General features: G+C 37.3%; 17 protein-coding genes and 1 pseudogene. 11 read left to right on the top strand and 7 right to left on the bottom strand.

All coding sequences use genetic code 11. The features are described from left to right. Positions 1 to 34 precede the first annotated feature (34 nt). The gene (locus A4245_RS05410) at positions 35 to 583 is read right to left on the bottom strand and encodes a nitroreductase family protein (RefSeq protein WP_067726455.1); all 549 of its coding nucleotides are present in this window, start codon (positions 581 to 583) and stop codon (positions 35 to 37) included. A gap of 222 nt (positions 584 to 805) precedes the next feature. Here A4245_RS05410 and A4245_RS05405 point away from each other — a divergent pair, with 222 nt between their 5' ends. The 3 genes from A4245_RS05405 (at position 806) to A4245_RS05395 (ending at position 2,943) form a co-directional block, all read left to right on the top strand. Further along, a complete protein-coding gene (locus tag A4245_RS05405) occupies positions 806 to 1,510 on the top strand; it encodes a metallophosphoesterase (protein WP_067726453.1) in 705 nt (234 codons plus the stop codon). Positions 1,511 to 1,742: 232 nt separating this feature from the next. After that, positions 1,743 to 2,195 carry a DUF2269 domain-containing protein gene (locus tag A4245_RS05400; protein WP_084268702.1) on the top strand — a complete coding sequence of 151 codons (453 nt, stop codon included), beginning with the start codon at positions 1,743 to 1,745 and terminating at the stop codon, positions 2,193 to 2,195. A gap of 220 nt (positions 2,196 to 2,415) precedes the next feature. Further along, complete coding sequence (locus A4245_RS05395; RefSeq protein WP_067726449.1) at positions 2,416 to 2,943, top strand: HD domain-containing protein; 528 nt, start codon at positions 2,416 to 2,418, stop codon at positions 2,941 to 2,943. Positions 2,944 to 2,990: 47 nt separating this feature from the next. Here the strand turns inward: A4245_RS05395 and A4245_RS05390 are convergent, their stop codons facing one another. Together A4245_RS05390 and A4245_RS05385 are read right to left on the bottom strand one after the other, a co-directional pair. Then, positions 2,991 to 3,533, bottom strand: a complete 543-nt coding sequence (locus tag A4245_RS05390) for a hypothetical protein (protein WP_199860649.1) — start codon at positions 3,531 to 3,533, stop codon at positions 2,991 to 2,993. Positions 3,534 to 3,712: 179 nt separating this feature from the next. After that, positions 3,713 to 4,771: a D-alanyl-D-alanine carboxypeptidase family protein gene (locus A4245_RS05385; RefSeq protein WP_067726445.1), complete on the bottom strand. Its 1,059-nt coding sequence runs from the start codon at positions 4,769 to 4,771 to the stop codon at positions 3,713 to 3,715. 227 nt (positions 4,772 to 4,998) lie between these two features. Between A4245_RS05385 and A4245_RS05380 the strand changes: the two genes are divergently transcribed. After that, positions 4,999 to 6,201, top strand: a complete 1,203-nt coding sequence (locus A4245_RS05380) for an MFS transporter (protein ID WP_084268688.1) — start codon at positions 4,999 to 5,001, stop codon at positions 6,199 to 6,201. Positions 6,202 to 6,279: 78 nt separating this feature from the next. On the opposite strand, the gene pepT is transcribed toward A4245_RS05380, so the two are convergent. Continuing rightward, positions 6,280 to 7,509 (bottom strand): peptidase T, encoded by a 1,230-nt coding sequence (pepT, locus tag A4245_RS05375; RefSeq protein WP_067726443.1) that lies wholly within the window; start codon positions 7,507 to 7,509, stop codon positions 6,280 to 6,282. Positions 7,510 to 8,128: 619 nt separating this feature from the next. On the opposite strand from pepT, the gene A4245_RS20845 reads away from it, so the two are divergent. Then, positions 8,129 to 9,472, top strand: coding sequence for a GNAT family N-acetyltransferase (locus A4245_RS20845; protein WP_084268687.1), 1,344 nt, complete (start codon positions 8,129 to 8,131; stop codon positions 9,470 to 9,472). A gap of 1 nt (position 9,473) precedes the next feature. After that, positions 9,474 to 10,043 carry a DNA-3-methyladenine glycosylase I gene (locus A4245_RS05365; RefSeq protein ID WP_067726441.1) on the top strand — a complete coding sequence of 190 codons (570 nt, stop codon included), beginning with the start codon at positions 9,474 to 9,476 and terminating at the stop codon, positions 10,041 to 10,043. A gap of 359 nt (positions 10,044 to 10,402) precedes the next feature. Here the strand turns inward: A4245_RS05365 and A4245_RS05360 are convergent, their stop codons facing one another. The 3 genes from A4245_RS05360 to A4245_RS05350 form a co-directional block, all read right to left on the bottom strand. After that, the gene (locus A4245_RS05360) at positions 10,403 to 11,125 is read right to left on the bottom strand and encodes an NADPH-dependent F420 reductase (protein WP_067726439.1); all 723 of its coding nucleotides are present in this window, start codon (positions 11,123 to 11,125) and stop codon (positions 10,403 to 10,405) included. A gap of 315 nt (positions 11,126 to 11,440) precedes the next feature. Then, positions 11,441 to 12,211 carry an SDR family NAD(P)-dependent oxidoreductase gene (locus A4245_RS05355; RefSeq protein ID WP_067726437.1) on the bottom strand — a complete coding sequence of 257 codons (771 nt, stop codon included), beginning with the start codon at positions 12,209 to 12,211 and terminating at the stop codon, positions 11,441 to 11,443. A 116-nt stretch (positions 12,212 to 12,327) separates the two neighbouring features. Further along, positions 12,328 to 13,086 carry an SDR family NAD(P)-dependent oxidoreductase gene (locus tag A4245_RS05350; protein WP_067726435.1) on the bottom strand — a complete coding sequence of 253 codons (759 nt, stop codon included), beginning with the start codon at positions 13,084 to 13,086 and terminating at the stop codon, positions 12,328 to 12,330. A gap of 191 nt (positions 13,087 to 13,277) precedes the next feature. On the opposite strand from A4245_RS05350, the gene A4245_RS05345 reads away from it, so the two are divergent. The 5 genes and pseudogenes from A4245_RS05345 (at position 13,278) to A4245_RS05330 (ending at position 16,076) form a co-directional block, all read left to right on the top strand. Beyond that, a complete protein-coding gene (locus tag A4245_RS05345; RefSeq protein ID WP_067726433.1) occupies positions 13,278 to 13,892 on the top strand; it encodes a TetR/AcrR family transcriptional regulator in 615 nt (204 codons plus the stop codon). 225 nt (positions 13,893 to 14,117) lie between these two features. After that, a pseudogene (locus tag A4245_RS20540) lies at positions 14,118 to 14,534 on the top strand (GNAT family N-acetyltransferase). A 151-nt stretch (positions 14,535 to 14,685) separates the two neighbouring features. Next, positions 14,686 to 15,027, top strand: coding sequence for a hypothetical protein (locus A4245_RS05340; protein ID WP_067726431.1), 342 nt, complete (start codon positions 14,686 to 14,688; stop codon positions 15,025 to 15,027). Between the two features lie 235 nt (positions 15,028 to 15,262). Next, positions 15,263 to 15,523: a hypothetical protein gene (locus tag A4245_RS05335; protein WP_157087665.1), complete on the top strand. Its 261-nt coding sequence runs from the start codon at positions 15,263 to 15,265 to the stop codon at positions 15,521 to 15,523. Positions 15,524 to 15,599: 76 nt separating this feature from the next. Continuing rightward, complete coding sequence (locus A4245_RS05330; protein ID WP_067726427.1) at positions 15,600 to 16,076, top strand: GNAT family N-acetyltransferase; 477 nt, start codon at positions 15,600 to 15,602, stop codon at positions 16,074 to 16,076. Positions 16,077 to 16,178 lie beyond the last annotated feature (102 nt).

The following is a 16,178-nucleotide window of genomic DNA, read 5'->3' as shown; positions in this document are numbered from 1 at the left end:
GGGTGGCTAGATTTCCCGGCCGCCCATTTATTATTTAAGCCTTAAATAAGGTAAATTTTTCTTTAACGGGTATTCTTTCTTTTACTTCTGGTTGTTCATCGAAATATCCAAGATGCAGGAATCCGATTATTTTTTCGTTTTCGCCGACATCCAGCAATTCTTTCACCTTTGGATCATAAATGTGGGGATTCGTTTTCCACACGACACCGAGATTTTTTTCCCAGGCCAGCAGCCAAAAGTTCTGTATCATGGATGAAGTTGCACCATAGTTTTCTTCCCACTGCTTTGGAAGTTCAGGTTCTTCCATAATGACCACCAGTATTGCGCTTGGTTCGTTAAGGTAATCTTCCCTGTTCTGCTGTCTTTCTTCCGGATAAGTTGACGCCACCTTTTTGGCGAATGCAGCTTTTTGATCTGCACCGACGAATATAAACCTCCACGGTTGTCTCATCCCGTGGTTTGGAGCCCAGATGGCATCATCCAATATTTCAAGAACCTTTTCTTCTGTAACTTCTTTATCATTATATCCTTTTTTTATTGCACGTCTTTCTCTGATGATTCTTGCCAGTTCAGATTTATACATAACTAAATACCCCTATATCTAAATTTAATTGATAACAGTTTTCAATTAAATTGTATAGGATTAAACTAAAAAATGCAATCTGTTTAAGTAAAGGAATTAGCTTCTTAATACAACTTTACAAGCAGATTTTTCAAGGATAAACTAAGTTCATAACTTTTGATAGATTAATATGATGTCATTTCATTATATATTGAAAAAGCGATACGAAAAAGGAGCCAAACGATGAGAACCTTTTATATTTGTGATATTCATGGGGATTTTAAATCATTTCAAAAACTAATCAATCATGTTAAATTTGCTCCGGTAAGTGACAGGCTGATCATAGGTGGAGATATGATTAACCGTGGTCCGGAAAGCGCGGAAATGCTGCAATGGGCTAAAGAACATACGGAAAAATTTCCCGATAGGATACATATTTTAACTGGGAATCACGAAGAAATGATGATTTGGTTTATGAACGAGCTGTCTCCGATGTGGATGGAATTTGGTGGAGACGACACAATAAGAAGCTTTAAGAAGGTTTTTGGATCTGAAAAAGGATGGAATGCTGCCGAGGAGTATGCAGCATGGCTGGAAAAACTTCCACTTATTTATGAAGATGAATTCGCAATTTATGCACATGCCGGTGTGAACATTGGAGATGACAAAGAAAACCAGCCGCGAGATATTGTTTGGGTTAATCAAAAAGATCTGTTGGAGATCGATGAAGAACTTCTGAAAGCATGGACCGGTGGAAAATATATCTACCGTGGTCATAATCCGTATCATACAGTTCATGTCAAGGGGCAATTCATCCAATGTGATTTAGGTAATGGGACATTCGATGAAAATGCAGCGGCACTTGCATTAGTCGATGTACAAAAGGGCTGTTATTATCGTTGTTCAAAGACCGGTGAAGTTACAGAGCATTTAATTGAGGGCTTTTAAAAAATATTATTTTTCGGTGAAAAAAACAGAATCTTAGCGTTCTGTTTTTTCGTTTTTTTGACAGAAAGCATAAAGCTGATTATCTGTATCAGTACAACAGCCACAAGCCTTGTGGATTGGCGAATGCCATTTATTCTTTAGAAAAATACCTCTTTAAAGTGATTATTATCACAATCGACCGATTGAAAAATGTATATGATGGTATATAGAACAATCTTAGGAGGGGTTTATGGTGTCGTTTTATGAGCTGCTTTTATTTATTCATATATTTTCTGCAATACTGGGAATGGGTCCAGGGTTTGTTATGATTTTAACAGTAAAAAATTCCAATAATATGACAGAGCTTAGACATGCCTACAAAATTCGTAACCGGCTCCATATTTTTACGATGGTGGGTGGGACATTATTGCTCATAACGGGTGTTTGGATGGGGGTTCTTCATACATACCTCTTTACACAAGGATGGTATTGGCTGAGCCTGGCTCTGTTTCTTATAGCTTTGGCATGTGGTCCATTTGTACTGGCTCCGAGATCCAGGCTGATCAAAGCACTTTTGAATGAGCATAAAGGAGAAGAAATTCCGGAAAGCTATGCGAAACTTGCAAACAAGCTTTTCTTTTTTGAACGAATCGAAAATGGAATATTTCTAGTGATCATCGCACTGATGATTCTAAAACCATTTTGAAATCAATCATCTAGACAATGCATTGCATTTAGACATATGTTTAAATAATTTGAAAATAGGTAACTGTTGTGTATATGTAAAAACTATGCTATAGTCATTTAAATTTTACCTTAACGGAAGTTCAAACCGATTAGAGCAAGATTCAATCAAACATGAATCTGGAAGACAGGAATACTGGACGGAAATAAAAATTTCAATTTATGGAAAGGGGAGAGTTGACATGAGAAAGGTCACATTAGAACAGGTTTTCACCCACCCAATTACACAGAAATATTTAAAAAGATCTGGTGTTGCACACGCGATTGCTGTAGCGGAATATGCATATATATTTTCCAGACGTTTTGATGTGAACCCGGACCATGCGACCAAAGCTGCGTTACTTCATGATATTGGCCACTATACATGGTATCGGGACGGGGAGTGGGATTATCAGCTCTATAAGGAAAACGATATTCACGCAATTAAGGGTGCAAGCAGAGCACATAAGCTGCTTATACGAATTGGGGAAGAACGTCAGGCGGCAAAGGAAATCGCGGTTGCCGTTTTACTTCATACGGACTCTTATTTGCCAAAAGGGGAGCTGAAATTAAAGCCGTTGCAGCAAGTTGTTACAATGGCAGATGAAGCCGACGAAGAAAACGGCGGAAATCATCATTATAAAGAGATTGAAGAACATGTCGCGCTCGAGCGGATTCGTGCACTTGATTCACAGATTGACCTAGCATTGTCTGAGCAAATCCGCTATTAGGGCAACGTACAGCAATTTTCTGTAAATATTCACGCGAATGGTATTTCTTATTCTTTCTCTCCCTCTTCCTCTTCTGATTGCGCATTAATCTGTGGGTCGTTTCGCCTAAAGTCACTGCGTTTCCCGTACCGTATCAAATCATAAACCACTCTCCCGTTGCTTGGCTGTCCATCTGGATAGTACAATGGAATGGCATCAAAAAGTAAAAAATAAAAGGCATAAAAAACAAATTGATTCCAAAATGTTTCATATTCAAGCAAGTCATTAGCCAATAGACCATTAATAAATAATGCCACAAATAAATTGGCAAGAATAGGAGAAGCGTAAATGATGATATGGGCAAATTTTGAATCTCTTTCCAGGGATTCATAGTGACACCAGCTGTACATGAAATAAAATCTTCTTACCTCAAATATCCAGAACTTAAAGAAATAGGGACCTGAACCAATGGTTATGGTCGCTTCCTTTACACCAAATAATTTCCCTGCAACCAAATAGCCCATTTCCCTTATGAGAGATACAATGGGCAAAATAATAAATATAGACATTGTCAATTTTAAAAAATCGAGTAAACCGAACATATTTAACACCAGCTTCCCCACAAAAAGTATGAAAAGAGTTAAATCTTACTTCTATTGTGCCGTATCCCAACTTAGTAGGACACGAACTTTCTTTTCCGCTTTTGTGTTTTACATACAGACGATTACCCGCTTTTTTATAAAAATAATCATAAAAAAACCTGCTCGTATGGAACAGGATCAATTGTTTTCTATTCTGTTTCTCCTAAATATTCTTCCAATGTGATACCTTGAGCGGTAATTTCCTTTGCGGCCTTTTCACCGACATATCGCAGATGCCAAGGTTCATACATGTATTTTGTTATTTCCTCTTTTCCTTCTGGGAAGCGGACGATAAATCCAAATTCAGCTGCATTTTCCTGAATCCATTGCCCTTCTTTAGTATTCTCGAATTCTGTCACTAATTCAAAGTCAACTTCCGGACTTGTCACATCCATACTCAGTCCAGTTTGGTGCTCGCTTTCACCGGGTCGGGCGCTGAATGTATTTGCTTCTTCTTCCCCATGTTTGAGAGCATTGGATGCGAAAATTGCATCCTGTCTATCAAAAGAACGATAACCAGAAATGGCAAATAGCTCAAGACCGAATTTTTCAGCTGCTGCAAATAAATCTTCCAATGATTTTGCCGCGGCTTCCCGCATTTGTTTTTTCGGAGTATCTTCTGAAAATGGGAATGGGACATTCGGTATCACAAGGTCTTCCGGTATATAATCTGCCGGCAGAGCATGTTCTTTATTTATGAGTGCCAGCTGTTCATACGGATTTGCAATAACCTCCGTACCAGAACTTGTAAAAGCAGGCTCTGCTGTTTGCGGCAACCCAGCACCGGCAACGACTTCCACATCATTGTCTATTGCTTCATCCAATGCGATTTTTGTTTGCTCATCATAGAGACCGGATACAAGCAGGGAATCGTGCTGTAATTGAAAATCTGTAATTGCCCACGTAGTTGCTTCATCATATTCACCGTTCTCATTCAATTCATACCCAATATGATTTAATGCGTTTTGCAATTGCAGGACCTGCTCCCCTTTATCCAACTTCTGCAGGGAATCTGCAGGAAGGTCCACAGCTTGTTCCTCCTGTTTATTGCCAGGTTCTTCTATTGTATCTTTTTCAGGGGGAGTACTGTCGGTATTAGAAGGTGCTTCTTCTGGTTGTTTTGTCTGATCAAATATAGAGCATGCAGACATTAAAGTTAATATAGTTGCTATCATAAAGATAATAGGTAATTTATTCTTCTTGAACATCGTTTCTCTCTCCTTGTAAATCCGCCATATGATAGTTATTCTATGATTTTATAGACAATGGCAGAAGTAAAGCATTTATTCATTTTCTCATATATCCATGCACAATAATAGTATTGTTGTGAAATGCAATCCATTCCGAAACATTAGAAAATTTAAACACCAGAGATGCTGCTTCGGTATGAATGATCCCTGTTTATCATATCCATGGAAACAAGGGGGGAGTCGACATGTCTTTAGAAGAAGATAAACAACAAACAAAACGAAATGACCTTGTTGTCACCATTTTACTTTTTTGCTGTGCTTTATTCATTGTATCAAGCGTCTACGTTACTACACCATTAACAAGTGATTTTTCTAAGATTTATCAAGTTACACCGACAGCTGCAGCGTGGCCAACAAGTATATTTTCAGTATTTTATGCGCTTGGTTTTTTACTATTTGGACCACTTTCAGACAGGCTGGGCCGAAAACAGATTATATTATTCGGACTGTGTACCCTGACACTTGTTACGATGGCGATCGGTTTGGTGGAATCATTTCAATTGTTTCTATTACTGCGTGGATTACAGGGGTTTATGGCAGCCACATTTGCTCCTTCAGCCTTGGCCTATGTATATGATGTGTTTCCCGAGATGAAAATACCTACAGTAATCGGATTTATCAGTTTTGGTTTCGTAACTGCTGGAATTTTTGGTCAGGTGTTGGCAGGAATTGTTAATCAAACGTTTGATTGGCAAATGGTTTTTATTGTTTTTGGAGGGATTTACTTAGGTTGTTCGTTATCCGTATACTTCCTTCTTCCGAAAGGTATCAATAGCAAAAGGGAAATGTTGGTTAAAGACTATTTTAAAAAGGTGAAACAGATTTTTACAACAAAAGATTTATTATTGACCTACCTTATTACTAGTATGCTGCTTCTAACGTTTATTGGTATGTACACAGTTCTTGGAGAGTATTTAAGTAGTTCACCATTTTATTTATCAGAGAAAGGGATACTCATTATTCGTGCAGTAGGTATTATAGGCATGATGATTTCCCCTTTTACCGGTTATTTTATAAGACAGTTTGGACTCATACATGTATTTCGGACGGGAATGCTCTTTAGTGTACTTGGTTTGATTGCAGTAGGAGCCACACAGAACCTTTTTATTATAGCTGTGTTGACTATATTCTTTGTTGCCGGCATATCGATAACGTTCCCTTCCATTATGATACTCGTGGGAAATCTTGGGGGTGAGGATCGTGCTGTTGCTGCATCCTTTTACACCTTCATCCTGTTTATAGGTGCAACTTTGGGACCAATAGTTGCTACACAGTTTATGCAGGTTGTAAGCTATTTTACCACGCTTGTGCTCCTTGCCCTCTTATTGGCAATTGGTTTAATGGCTTCCTTTTTTATCAACATAAAGAGTGGATCCAGATCCGCATAAATTTAGATATAGGTTTTTCCGCATGCAGCAAGCAACAAGATCCTCGCTGATTGAAATTTCACTTATTATAGATAGCAATTATTTTGCTTCAAATAACTTACAGATTTCCACAATTACTTTAGATGCTTTTTCCATGTTATCGACGGAAATATATTCAAATTTTCCATGGAAATTCTCTCCACCTGTAAATATATTCGGTGTCGGCAGTCCCATATAGGATAACTGTGATCCGTCTGTCCCGCCACGGATAGGTTCCACAATTGGATCGATATCCAAGTTTTTCATGGCCTGACTGGCAATCTCTACAATCTCCTTAACAGGTTCAATTTTTTCACGCATGTTGTAATATTGGTCTGCCATATCCAGTTCTGCGGATGCGTTACCATAGACATCTTTCATCTCCTGTACAAATGTCTTCACCGTATTTTTCCGTTCCTCGAATTTATGCCTATCATGGTCACGGATGATGTAATAGACCGTTGTCTTTTCCACATCACCACTGATGGAAATAAGATGGTAAAAGCCTTCATAGTGTTCTGTATGTTCCGGTGACTCCTCTGCAGGGAATTTATTGATGAATTCGGCAGCCAGTTTGCCTGAATTGACCATTTTATTTTTAGCTATTCCAGGGTGAACGCTGTTTCCTTTAAATGTTACCTTCGCCGCTGCCGCATTAAAACTTTCGTATTGTAATTCACCGAGTGGTCCACCATCGATGGTATAAGCATAACTGGCATCAAAGCGCTGGACATCGAATTTATGTGGTCCGCGTCCGATTTCCTCATCTGGAGTAAAGGCCACACGGATTCTGCCATGTTTTATCTCAGGGTGTTGAATCAGATAGTTCATGGCAGTCATAATTTCCGCGACACCAGCTTTATTGTCGGCCCCGAGCAATGTGGTTCCGTCGGTGGTTATCAACGTGTGCCCTTTATAGCTCGGGAGCTCCGGAAACGCTTTGGCAGACAAAACTACATCTAAGTCTTTATTCAGTGTTAGGTCATTACCATCAAAATTTTCGATTATTTGCGGCTTCACATTTTTCCCGGTAAAGTCTGTTGCAGTATCTACGTGTGCCAGGAATCCAATCGTAGGAATTTCTCTATCGGTATTCGCAGGTAGGGTGGCCATTAAATAGCCATTTTCATCAGACTCCACATCTTCCATGCCGATTTCTTTCAGTTCTTTAGCCAATACGTTGATAAGATCCAGCTGGCCAGGAGTTGAAGGTGTCGACGGAGAATCTTCGTTGGATTGCGTATCGATTTTTACATACGTTGTAAAGCGTTCGATCAGTTCTTCTCTCATGGTTATTTCGCTCCCTTTAAATTTAGAAAATTATTATTAATGCCGCATTTTGTGTAAACTGCGAAGTAACTGCCTATTTGCGATAAATTTATAGCTTATAATGGAAGCAACTAACTTCGGCTACCGCTCTGGGAAATACCCTGCGCTTTTCGCGGGCGGCTGGTGAGCCAACTTGCGCTAAAGCGCTGCGTTGTCTCACCGATGCCTCTGCTCCCGCAGAAGTCTCCGTGTATTTCCCAGAGCTGGTTGTAGATTTATGGCAAAAAATTCCATTCTTAAGAGCGATTAATTCTGATTACACAACTTCACTAGTCCGGGTGAGCGGCGGGCGGTGACTCCTGCGGGAAAAGCACGTGTCCGAAGACCAGAAGAGTGGTTTTCTCTTCGGGGCTGAGGCCGTGCCCGCGGAAAGCATCCGCCCAGAGCGATCTCGGACGGCGACAAGCGCACTTATCTCCAAGAATAAACTTAATTTACTTCGCAGTTTCTATCAACTGCGACGAACGAGGTTTGATTTAGCAGTATTTTACCACAATGAATAACGAAAAACGAAATAATTGGAAAGGATTCTGATTCTTTTTGTCGAAAGTATATTAAAGTGCCAAATAGGAGTGGGAAAATGATCAGAGAAGCGGTAATGGAGGATGGGGAAGAACTTGCGTTGCTTATCCATGAAGTGGAGTCGGAAAGTCCATATATGCTGTATGAAGCAGGGGAGAGAGATTTATCGCCGGAAAACCAATCGAAAATAATTGATAAACTGTCCCAAGAGGAAAATTCGGCAGCTTTTCTTGCAGAAAGAGAAGGGCGATTAGTCGGTTATCTTTTTGCTGTTGGAGGGAATGCAAGAAAGAATAAGCATAGTGTCCACATCGTCATTGGCATACGAAAGAACTACCGGGGATTAGGTGTTGGGACGGAATTGTTTAAGAAAATGGAAGATTGGGCTTCTAAACAGAAGATCCATCGATTAGAATTGACTGTGATAGAAGAAAATCTGGCAGGTGTAAAATTATATAAGAAGTCTGGTTTTGAAATAGAAGGGAAGAAAAGAGATTCCTTGTACATGAATGGTAGATTTGTAGATGAATATTATATGAGCAAATTATGGAGGGATAAAATGACAAATCTAATCAGTGTTCAGCGTCTGAAGAATCGACTGGCAAATAATCAGAATAACACCGCGATCATAGATTTAAGGTTTCAACTTGATGATCCTGACGCAGGGAGACGTATGTATCTGAAAGACCATTTACCTGGAGCCGTATATATGGATTTGAATAAAGATCTATCCGGAAAGGTGGAGAAACATGGGGGGAGCCATCCGCTTCCCGACTGGACACAGTTTACAGCAAAGATTGGAAATATAGGAATCGATAATCAAACGACAGTCGTAATTTATGATCAGGGCAATGAAATGTTTGCTGCAAGGTTATGGTGGCTGCTGGAGACAATCGGTCATGACAATGTGTATATTCTAGAAGGTGGATATAATCGCTGGGTGGAGGAAGGTAATGAAGTGACAGATGAAATTCCTTCCTTAGAAGCAAAAGAATTCAAGGCCGAAATTGCTGGCGACAGATTTGTAAAGATGCAGGATGTTAAGGAAAAGATGGAAACGAATGACGCTGTTTTAATTGATTCCCGAGCAAGAGAACGATACTTGGGAGAGTGGGAGCCATTATACAGCAAAGCTGGTCATATTCCGGGTGCTAAAAATTACTTTTGGAAAGATGTATTCAGTGAAGATGGTATATGGAAAAAAGGGGAGGTATTAGAGGAACACTTCTCGAATCTTTCCAAAAAAGATGAGATCATCGTTTCCTGTGGCTCTGGTATTTCTGCCTGCCCGAATATCCTTGCATTAAAAATGGCTGGGTTTAAGAATGTGAAGCTGTATCCGGGAAGCTTCAGTGACTGGATTTCATATGATGAAAATGAAGTGGAACTAGAGGAGAACTAGAATGGAGAAAAAACGCTGTAAATGGGTTACGTCTGATAAGGTCTATATAAATTATCATGATAATGAGTGGGGAAGACCGATTCATGATGATAACAAATTATTTGAGATGCTTTCACTGGAAGGTGCCCAGGCAGGTTTAAGCTGGATTACCATATTAAAACGACGAGAGAATTACCGAAAGGCATTTGATTATTTCGATCCAAAAAAGATTAGTGAATACAAGGAAGATAAAATAGATGAGCTGCAGCATAATGAGGGCATTGTCAGAAATAAAAGCAAAATAAAATCAGTTATTACAAATGCGGGTGCTTTCTTACGAGTTCAGGATGAGTTCGGAACCTTTGATCAATATATATGGCAATTTGTTGGAGGCTCTCCAATTAAAAACAATTGGGCTGCACATAAAGATATACCTGCAAATACACCCGAATCTGAACAAATGAGCAAGGACTTGAAAAAACGGGGGTTTAAGTTTGTAGGGCCAACTATTTGCTATGCATTTATGCAAGCGACTGGTATGGTAAATGACCATACAAAGGAATGTTTTTTGTATCATGAAAAGATAGATTGACGCGCATTTATAGTAAAGGATATCACCTTATAAGTAAGTAGTTCAGTCATTGGGGAGAGAACCCACAAAGCATTATAAATAAAGTGCTAAATCACTAGAGTTTAGCACTTTATTTGTTATTAATTTCCCGAGATAATTGTAAGGCAATTTAAAATTTAATATGAAATATGTTTTAGTGAGTATACGAGTTTGTAAAAAAATAAACTTAAACTGGCAGTTTAGTGTAACAAGAGTACAACTTTTCACGGTGATGAAAAGTTGTTAACCACATCTAAATATTTTGATTCCAAATTTTCCTGTGTCTTCTATGGTGATTTAAAATTAAATACCAGAGCAATAATCAATATGGAATTCCTAAATTATGAATTATATGTTTCTCTGTTTAGATTCACAATATCTTTATGTGACAATCCAGCTGAAAACTTCTCTATTACTTTGTCCCGTAGGAAGGGGGCTTTTTCTGTATCTGCCTTATTCAATGCTTTAGTTAGTTCTTCTTTTGTTAGTTCTGTGCAATATGCAGGAGTTCCTGGCTGTTGTCTCCAAGAATCAGTTAAAGAGCCACTATCCACTGCATCGAAGCCTAGCTCATTTACTAAGTCCATGATTATATGTTTTTCTGATAGGTCATTACCAGCAATTGTCATGGCAATGCGACCACTAGTCCCTTCGGGGGTTCCTTTATTTTCTAAAGTATAAGCTAATAGATTGCTGAAGGCTTTAATGATAGGTCTACCTAATTGATTTGAAACCCAAACGCTTTCAACCATTCCGTTCTCAATTTCTTCAATTTTATTGTCTCTAAAAGGATAATAATTGGAAGTGTCTACAACGATTATTTCCTCCCCAGCTTTCTCTACAATGTTGCGAATGCTTGGCATTACATGAAGAGGGATAGATATTATAAGAACATCAATATTTGTTATTACATCTTCTACACTCACAGGTGTTCCAGCAATCTCTTTTCCTTCTAAACGTTCAATTTCTCGAGCATCTGCAATTTTAACATTATGTCCATTTTTAACTAATTTTTTAGAAATAATTGTACCTATTGGTCCTGCACCTATAATTCCAAATCTCATTATTGTTCCTCCTAAATATAATTTTGTTGGATTAGGATTCAATGACTAAATGCATAGAAGATTTAGATTACATCTAAAAGGGGGCCTACTCAGACGATTTTGTGCATTGTTTTAAAAACTAAGTACCTAAATTATACCAGCAAGGCTGGTTTTTTGTAGATCAATCTCCTGTCTTAAAAACCAAATACATGCGGGAAAGGAGAAATTCTTTTTCCTCATCCGCATGTATTTATTTATTGGAATGTTAATCTTAAGTGAACAAGAAAATACAAAACAGCCTTTAAAAAATCAAATTATTAATAGTTTAGTAATTAATTACTTTGTTGAGGTGGCTCCTCCATCTACTACAAATTCACTTCCCGTAGCAAACTTAGACTCATCAGATGCTAAAAACAACACCATATATGCAAGGTCTTTAGGATCACCTAGATGCGGTGGAAGCGGGAAATTGGCTTCTATTGTTTCTCTCAATTCAGGATTATCTTTCAACGAGCTTTCTACCATCGGGGTACTAATTACACCTGGATGTACAGAGTTCACACGAATATTATCTTTTGCCAGTACTTTTGCAGCATGCTTTGTCATCGACCGAACAGCACCTTTAGAAGCACTGTAGGCTACATCATATCCATCAGGAGCACCACCAACAATGGCACCGATTGATGACATGTTAATGATTGATCCCTTACCGTTTTCCTGCATTTTAGGAATAACAGTTTGCATACCTAGAAATACACTAGTTGCGTTTATTGCCAAAACTTTATTCCACTCTTCTAGTGTTGCTTCCTTAACACTTTTTCCTATCTGAATAGCAGCATTATTTACTAACACATCGATCTTACCGTGTTTTTTAACAGTCTCATCAATAGCACTTTTCCATTCAGCAGGAGATGACACATCTAGTTTTAAAGCAAGTGCATCCCCGCCCTTAGCATTAATTTCATTTACTCCTTCTTGTAGAAGTTCAAATTGTATGTCTGCCGCTACCACCTTTGCACCTTCTTCAGCAAACGTTTGGGCCATAGTTAAACCCATTCCACCTGCAGCACCTGTAATGATTGCTACTTTACCATCTAATCTAGCCATTCTATTTCCTCCTAGAAAAATAGTTCTAATTCGTTTAGAAAAATATACTCTTTCTTTTAAGACATCTTTAATCCAAGCAAATCTTATTTACATTTTTTTCGAATTCATAATGTTAATTATTTATTTATAGTAGCTCTTGCTCCGTCAACTACATAGTCTGCTCCACTTACATAACTAGCTTTATCAGATGCTAAAAATGCAACTACTTCGGAAACTTCTTTTGGATCTGCGAAACGTTTCATTGGAAGCAGATTTTGAGACACGTCATCAATCTGTTCTTTAGTTAGTGCAGCTTCAGCCATTGGCGTGAGTATTGCTCCTGGAAGAACAGCATTGATTCTAATATTTTTATCAGCAAATTCATATGCTGCTTGTTTTGTAAGACCTCTGATTGCAAATTTTGAAGCAGTATAAGCTGGATTAACTGTAATATCATGTCTCAATCCAGCAAGTGAAGAGATATTTATAATAGACCCTTTATTATTTTCAACCATTGTAGGTAAGACTGCTCTCATGCCATAAAATATTCCATTCTGATTAATATCAATTATTTTTTTATACAAGCCTTCTTCTATATCTAAAAGTCCAGTTATCGCACCTGCAAGTCCTGCATTATTCACTAAAATATCAATAGTACCAAATGTATCTTTAGTCTTTTGTACTACCGTGTCCCAACTAATAGGATTTGTAACATCTAACTCTACAAAAATAGCCTTATCTTCCCCGATGTCTCTTGCTACTTTTTCTCCATTTTCTGCATCAAGATCTCCGATTACAACTTTTGCACCTTCTTCAGCAAGCTTTCTTGTATGAAATTCCCCCATACCTTTCGCCCCGCCAGTAATAATCGCTACTTTTCCATCTAATAGTCCCATTATTATTCCTCCTATATGTCCCTTCCGTATTTTAAAGAAGTTAAATTTTTTAAGAGCGCTTTCATTTATATGATAGAGTTTCTCGACTTAACACTCAATAAGCAGGTATAATGAATATGTTGAATACTCAACAAAGTGATTAGGTTTGTTTATTATAAGGCTTGATAAACGGGACAAAAGGATGATTTATATTGAATAATCCAAATCGACAAATGAGAAAGAAACAATTAACAAAGACGTTCCTAAAAAATGCTTTTATAGATCTCATTTTAGAAAACAATAATGTGCACTCTATCACAATTAGCGAAATTACCGATCGGGCGGATTTTAATAGAGGTACTTTCTATATCCATTACCAAGATAAAATCGATCTCTTGGAAGAGTTATACCAAGATGCTATCGAAGGCATACATCAGTCTATTAAAAAACCATACAGAAATAAGGCCAAGGTGTTTTTGAATGGGGTTATACCTTCCAATAAGCTCCTATTTGAGCATATCGAAAAGCATAAAAAGTTGTTTAAAGCCCTAGATCGTATAGAGAATAATCCGGATATATATAAGCGGCTCGAGCTATTTTTATGGAATTTATTTAGTAAAGAGATTTATATTGAACGAGAAACTGATGCTAAGGAAACAAGGTACGATATCTTTCTTAGCTTTCAAGTCCACGCTACAGTTGGTGTCATAAAGTATTGGATTAAAAAGGATTTTATTTTCTCTACAAGTATTATGAGCGAACAATTAACATCTTTTTATTCGGATAAAGTAATTGCGATGAATTTCAAGAATCAAAACCTTGATTGATAGTTTTTTTTCTACACTTGAATGTAAAGATTCTAATTTCTACTTTTTACGCTCTCATAAGGTCTCCTGCATTAAATAATAAATATCAAATTTCCTTCCGAGGCTTTACATGGAGTGGTGGGAAGAGCTAAAGAAGGAAGTTTTTGGATTTTTTGTTAAATAATTGGTACGCGGGTGAAGCTATGAAGTAGGTTAGAAAAAGCAACAAATAATGATGCTTAAAGTATTTTTGATATTCAAGTTAAATCTTTTATGTCGCTGCTGGATAAGTATAAAGATTATAGAACCAATCCTGCAAATGAAACGATTGAGAGAGTGATAACGAGAATAAATAATCCTAATGGTGGTTTTTATAAGATATTAGGTGACAACAAATTTGTAGGTGCTATCTGTGTTATTTGGAAAGAAGAAGTACAGTTATGGATAAGCCCAATGTTTATTCTACCTTATTATTAAGGAAAAGGAATAGCTCAGAAGGCTATAACTATAGTTGAAGAAATGTTCTCTCAGGAGTGAATTAGCTACAATATTAGAGGAAGAACGAAATTGTTACTTATATGAAAAGATGGGCTATACCAGAACAGGATTAGCAAGAAGTTAAACGATAATGCAACCCTTGTTTTTTATAAAAAGGTTTGTTAGGAGGAATTTCTTAGTTAAACAAACGGGTGCAATAGTTAAACAAGGTAATAATTAAAAGATTTATTTTTTCACTGTAGTTTTTGAATATTATGTTATTATGGTTTTGGAGTTATTTTACTTCACGTCAGGATGATGGAGGGGTAATTTTCTGGTGAGTTATATTAGCGGATTTGCAGGGATTATGATATCAATTTTAATGTTTGTATTATTTGTAGTCGGACTCTGGAATAGTAAAATTCATTCTTTTAAGCCTGGAGTATATTTTTTTCTGCTTTTAATAATTCACGAAGTTTATTCATGGATTGCACCACCTTTAATCCGATATTATATTGATACGATTTTAATTGAGAATAAGAAAAACCCAATGCTGGGAATGACTTACGGAGAATTAGTAGCGTTCTTATCACTCATTCCAAAAATGATTGTTTTGGTTGCGTTTATTTGCTTAATCTTTGGTTTACGCACGCTCTTTAAGCCAATACCTCCGAAATAGAATTGTAAGATTTCCTCCCTAAACGATCTATTGCTTAACGAAAGAAGCGTTTAGGCAACTTCTAATAATTATTGTGCTAAATGGTGAGATTGATCGAGAAGAACTATTTTAACCTTTTTATATTTAATTAGTAGATTAGTTAAAAAGTATTATTAAACTTGAGTTGGACAATTGACTAGATTGCTGAAGAATTTGATTATGTTAAATTTCAATTTTCAAGGAGGTATTATTGGAATTGAAAAAGAGAGATGATTACTTTAAAGCCGACTTTTTAAAAAAGACACAACTGCCAGTTACGGAAACGGAAGAAATGGCATTTCAACTTGGGTTTAATGGCTGGGCAGGGATATTCGGGGGGATATTTTTCCACATTATCAATTTCTTCAGCAAAGGAAATAAGCAACAAAAGAAAATTGACAGCAGGCTACGAAAATACAATTTCAGAAAAATAAATGAGCACGAAATTCTCTTGTATTTACGTCAGTTGAATTATTGAGCTGTGCTGGTGCTTTAACATAATAAGGTGAAAACGCAGTAGAGCTAAGAGTAAATAACCAGAGGAGGAATAGAAAATGGGAAAAATGGATTCCATAGAGTTAAAACATTTTTCCAATGAGCACATGGATCTGTTAAGTTCTTTTCAACTTCCGGAAGAACAAGGAAAGTTTACCTCTTTGCCAATAAATTTTATTGAAGTAACAGAGGGGCAGCATCGTATTGTTATACTTAATGATAACGAACCTGTTGGCTTCTTTTTATTACACTCAACTGACCGGGTGAAAGAGTACTCAGATAACCAGAACGCTATGCTGTTAACCTCGTTATCAATAAACCACGCGAAACAGGGAAAAGGTTATGCAAAACAAGCTATGGATATACTCAAGAAGTTTGTATCAGATGATTTTCCTAATTGTAACGAAATTGTTTTAGCTGTTAATCACAAAAATATTGCTGCACAGAAATTATATGAAAAAGTTGGTTTTCAAGATACAGGCAGGAGAAAAACGGGACCTGTTGGTGAACAGTTCATAATGAATTTAATGCTGTAAGGTACATAAAAAACGGTGCGTCAACTTAAGAAAGAAGTATCATCCATACGGCAGATGTTAAAGGTTAGCCAAGGTGCCCATACAGCAGGGTACATTACTTCA

Source organism: Oceanobacillus damuensis (assembly GCF_001618145.1).
GTDB lineage: Bacteria > Bacillota > Bacilli > Bacillales > Amphibacillaceae > Oceanobacillus > Oceanobacillus damuensis.
Note: the sequence above shows the minus strand (reverse complement) of the source record. Positions and strands in the feature narration are given on the sequence as shown.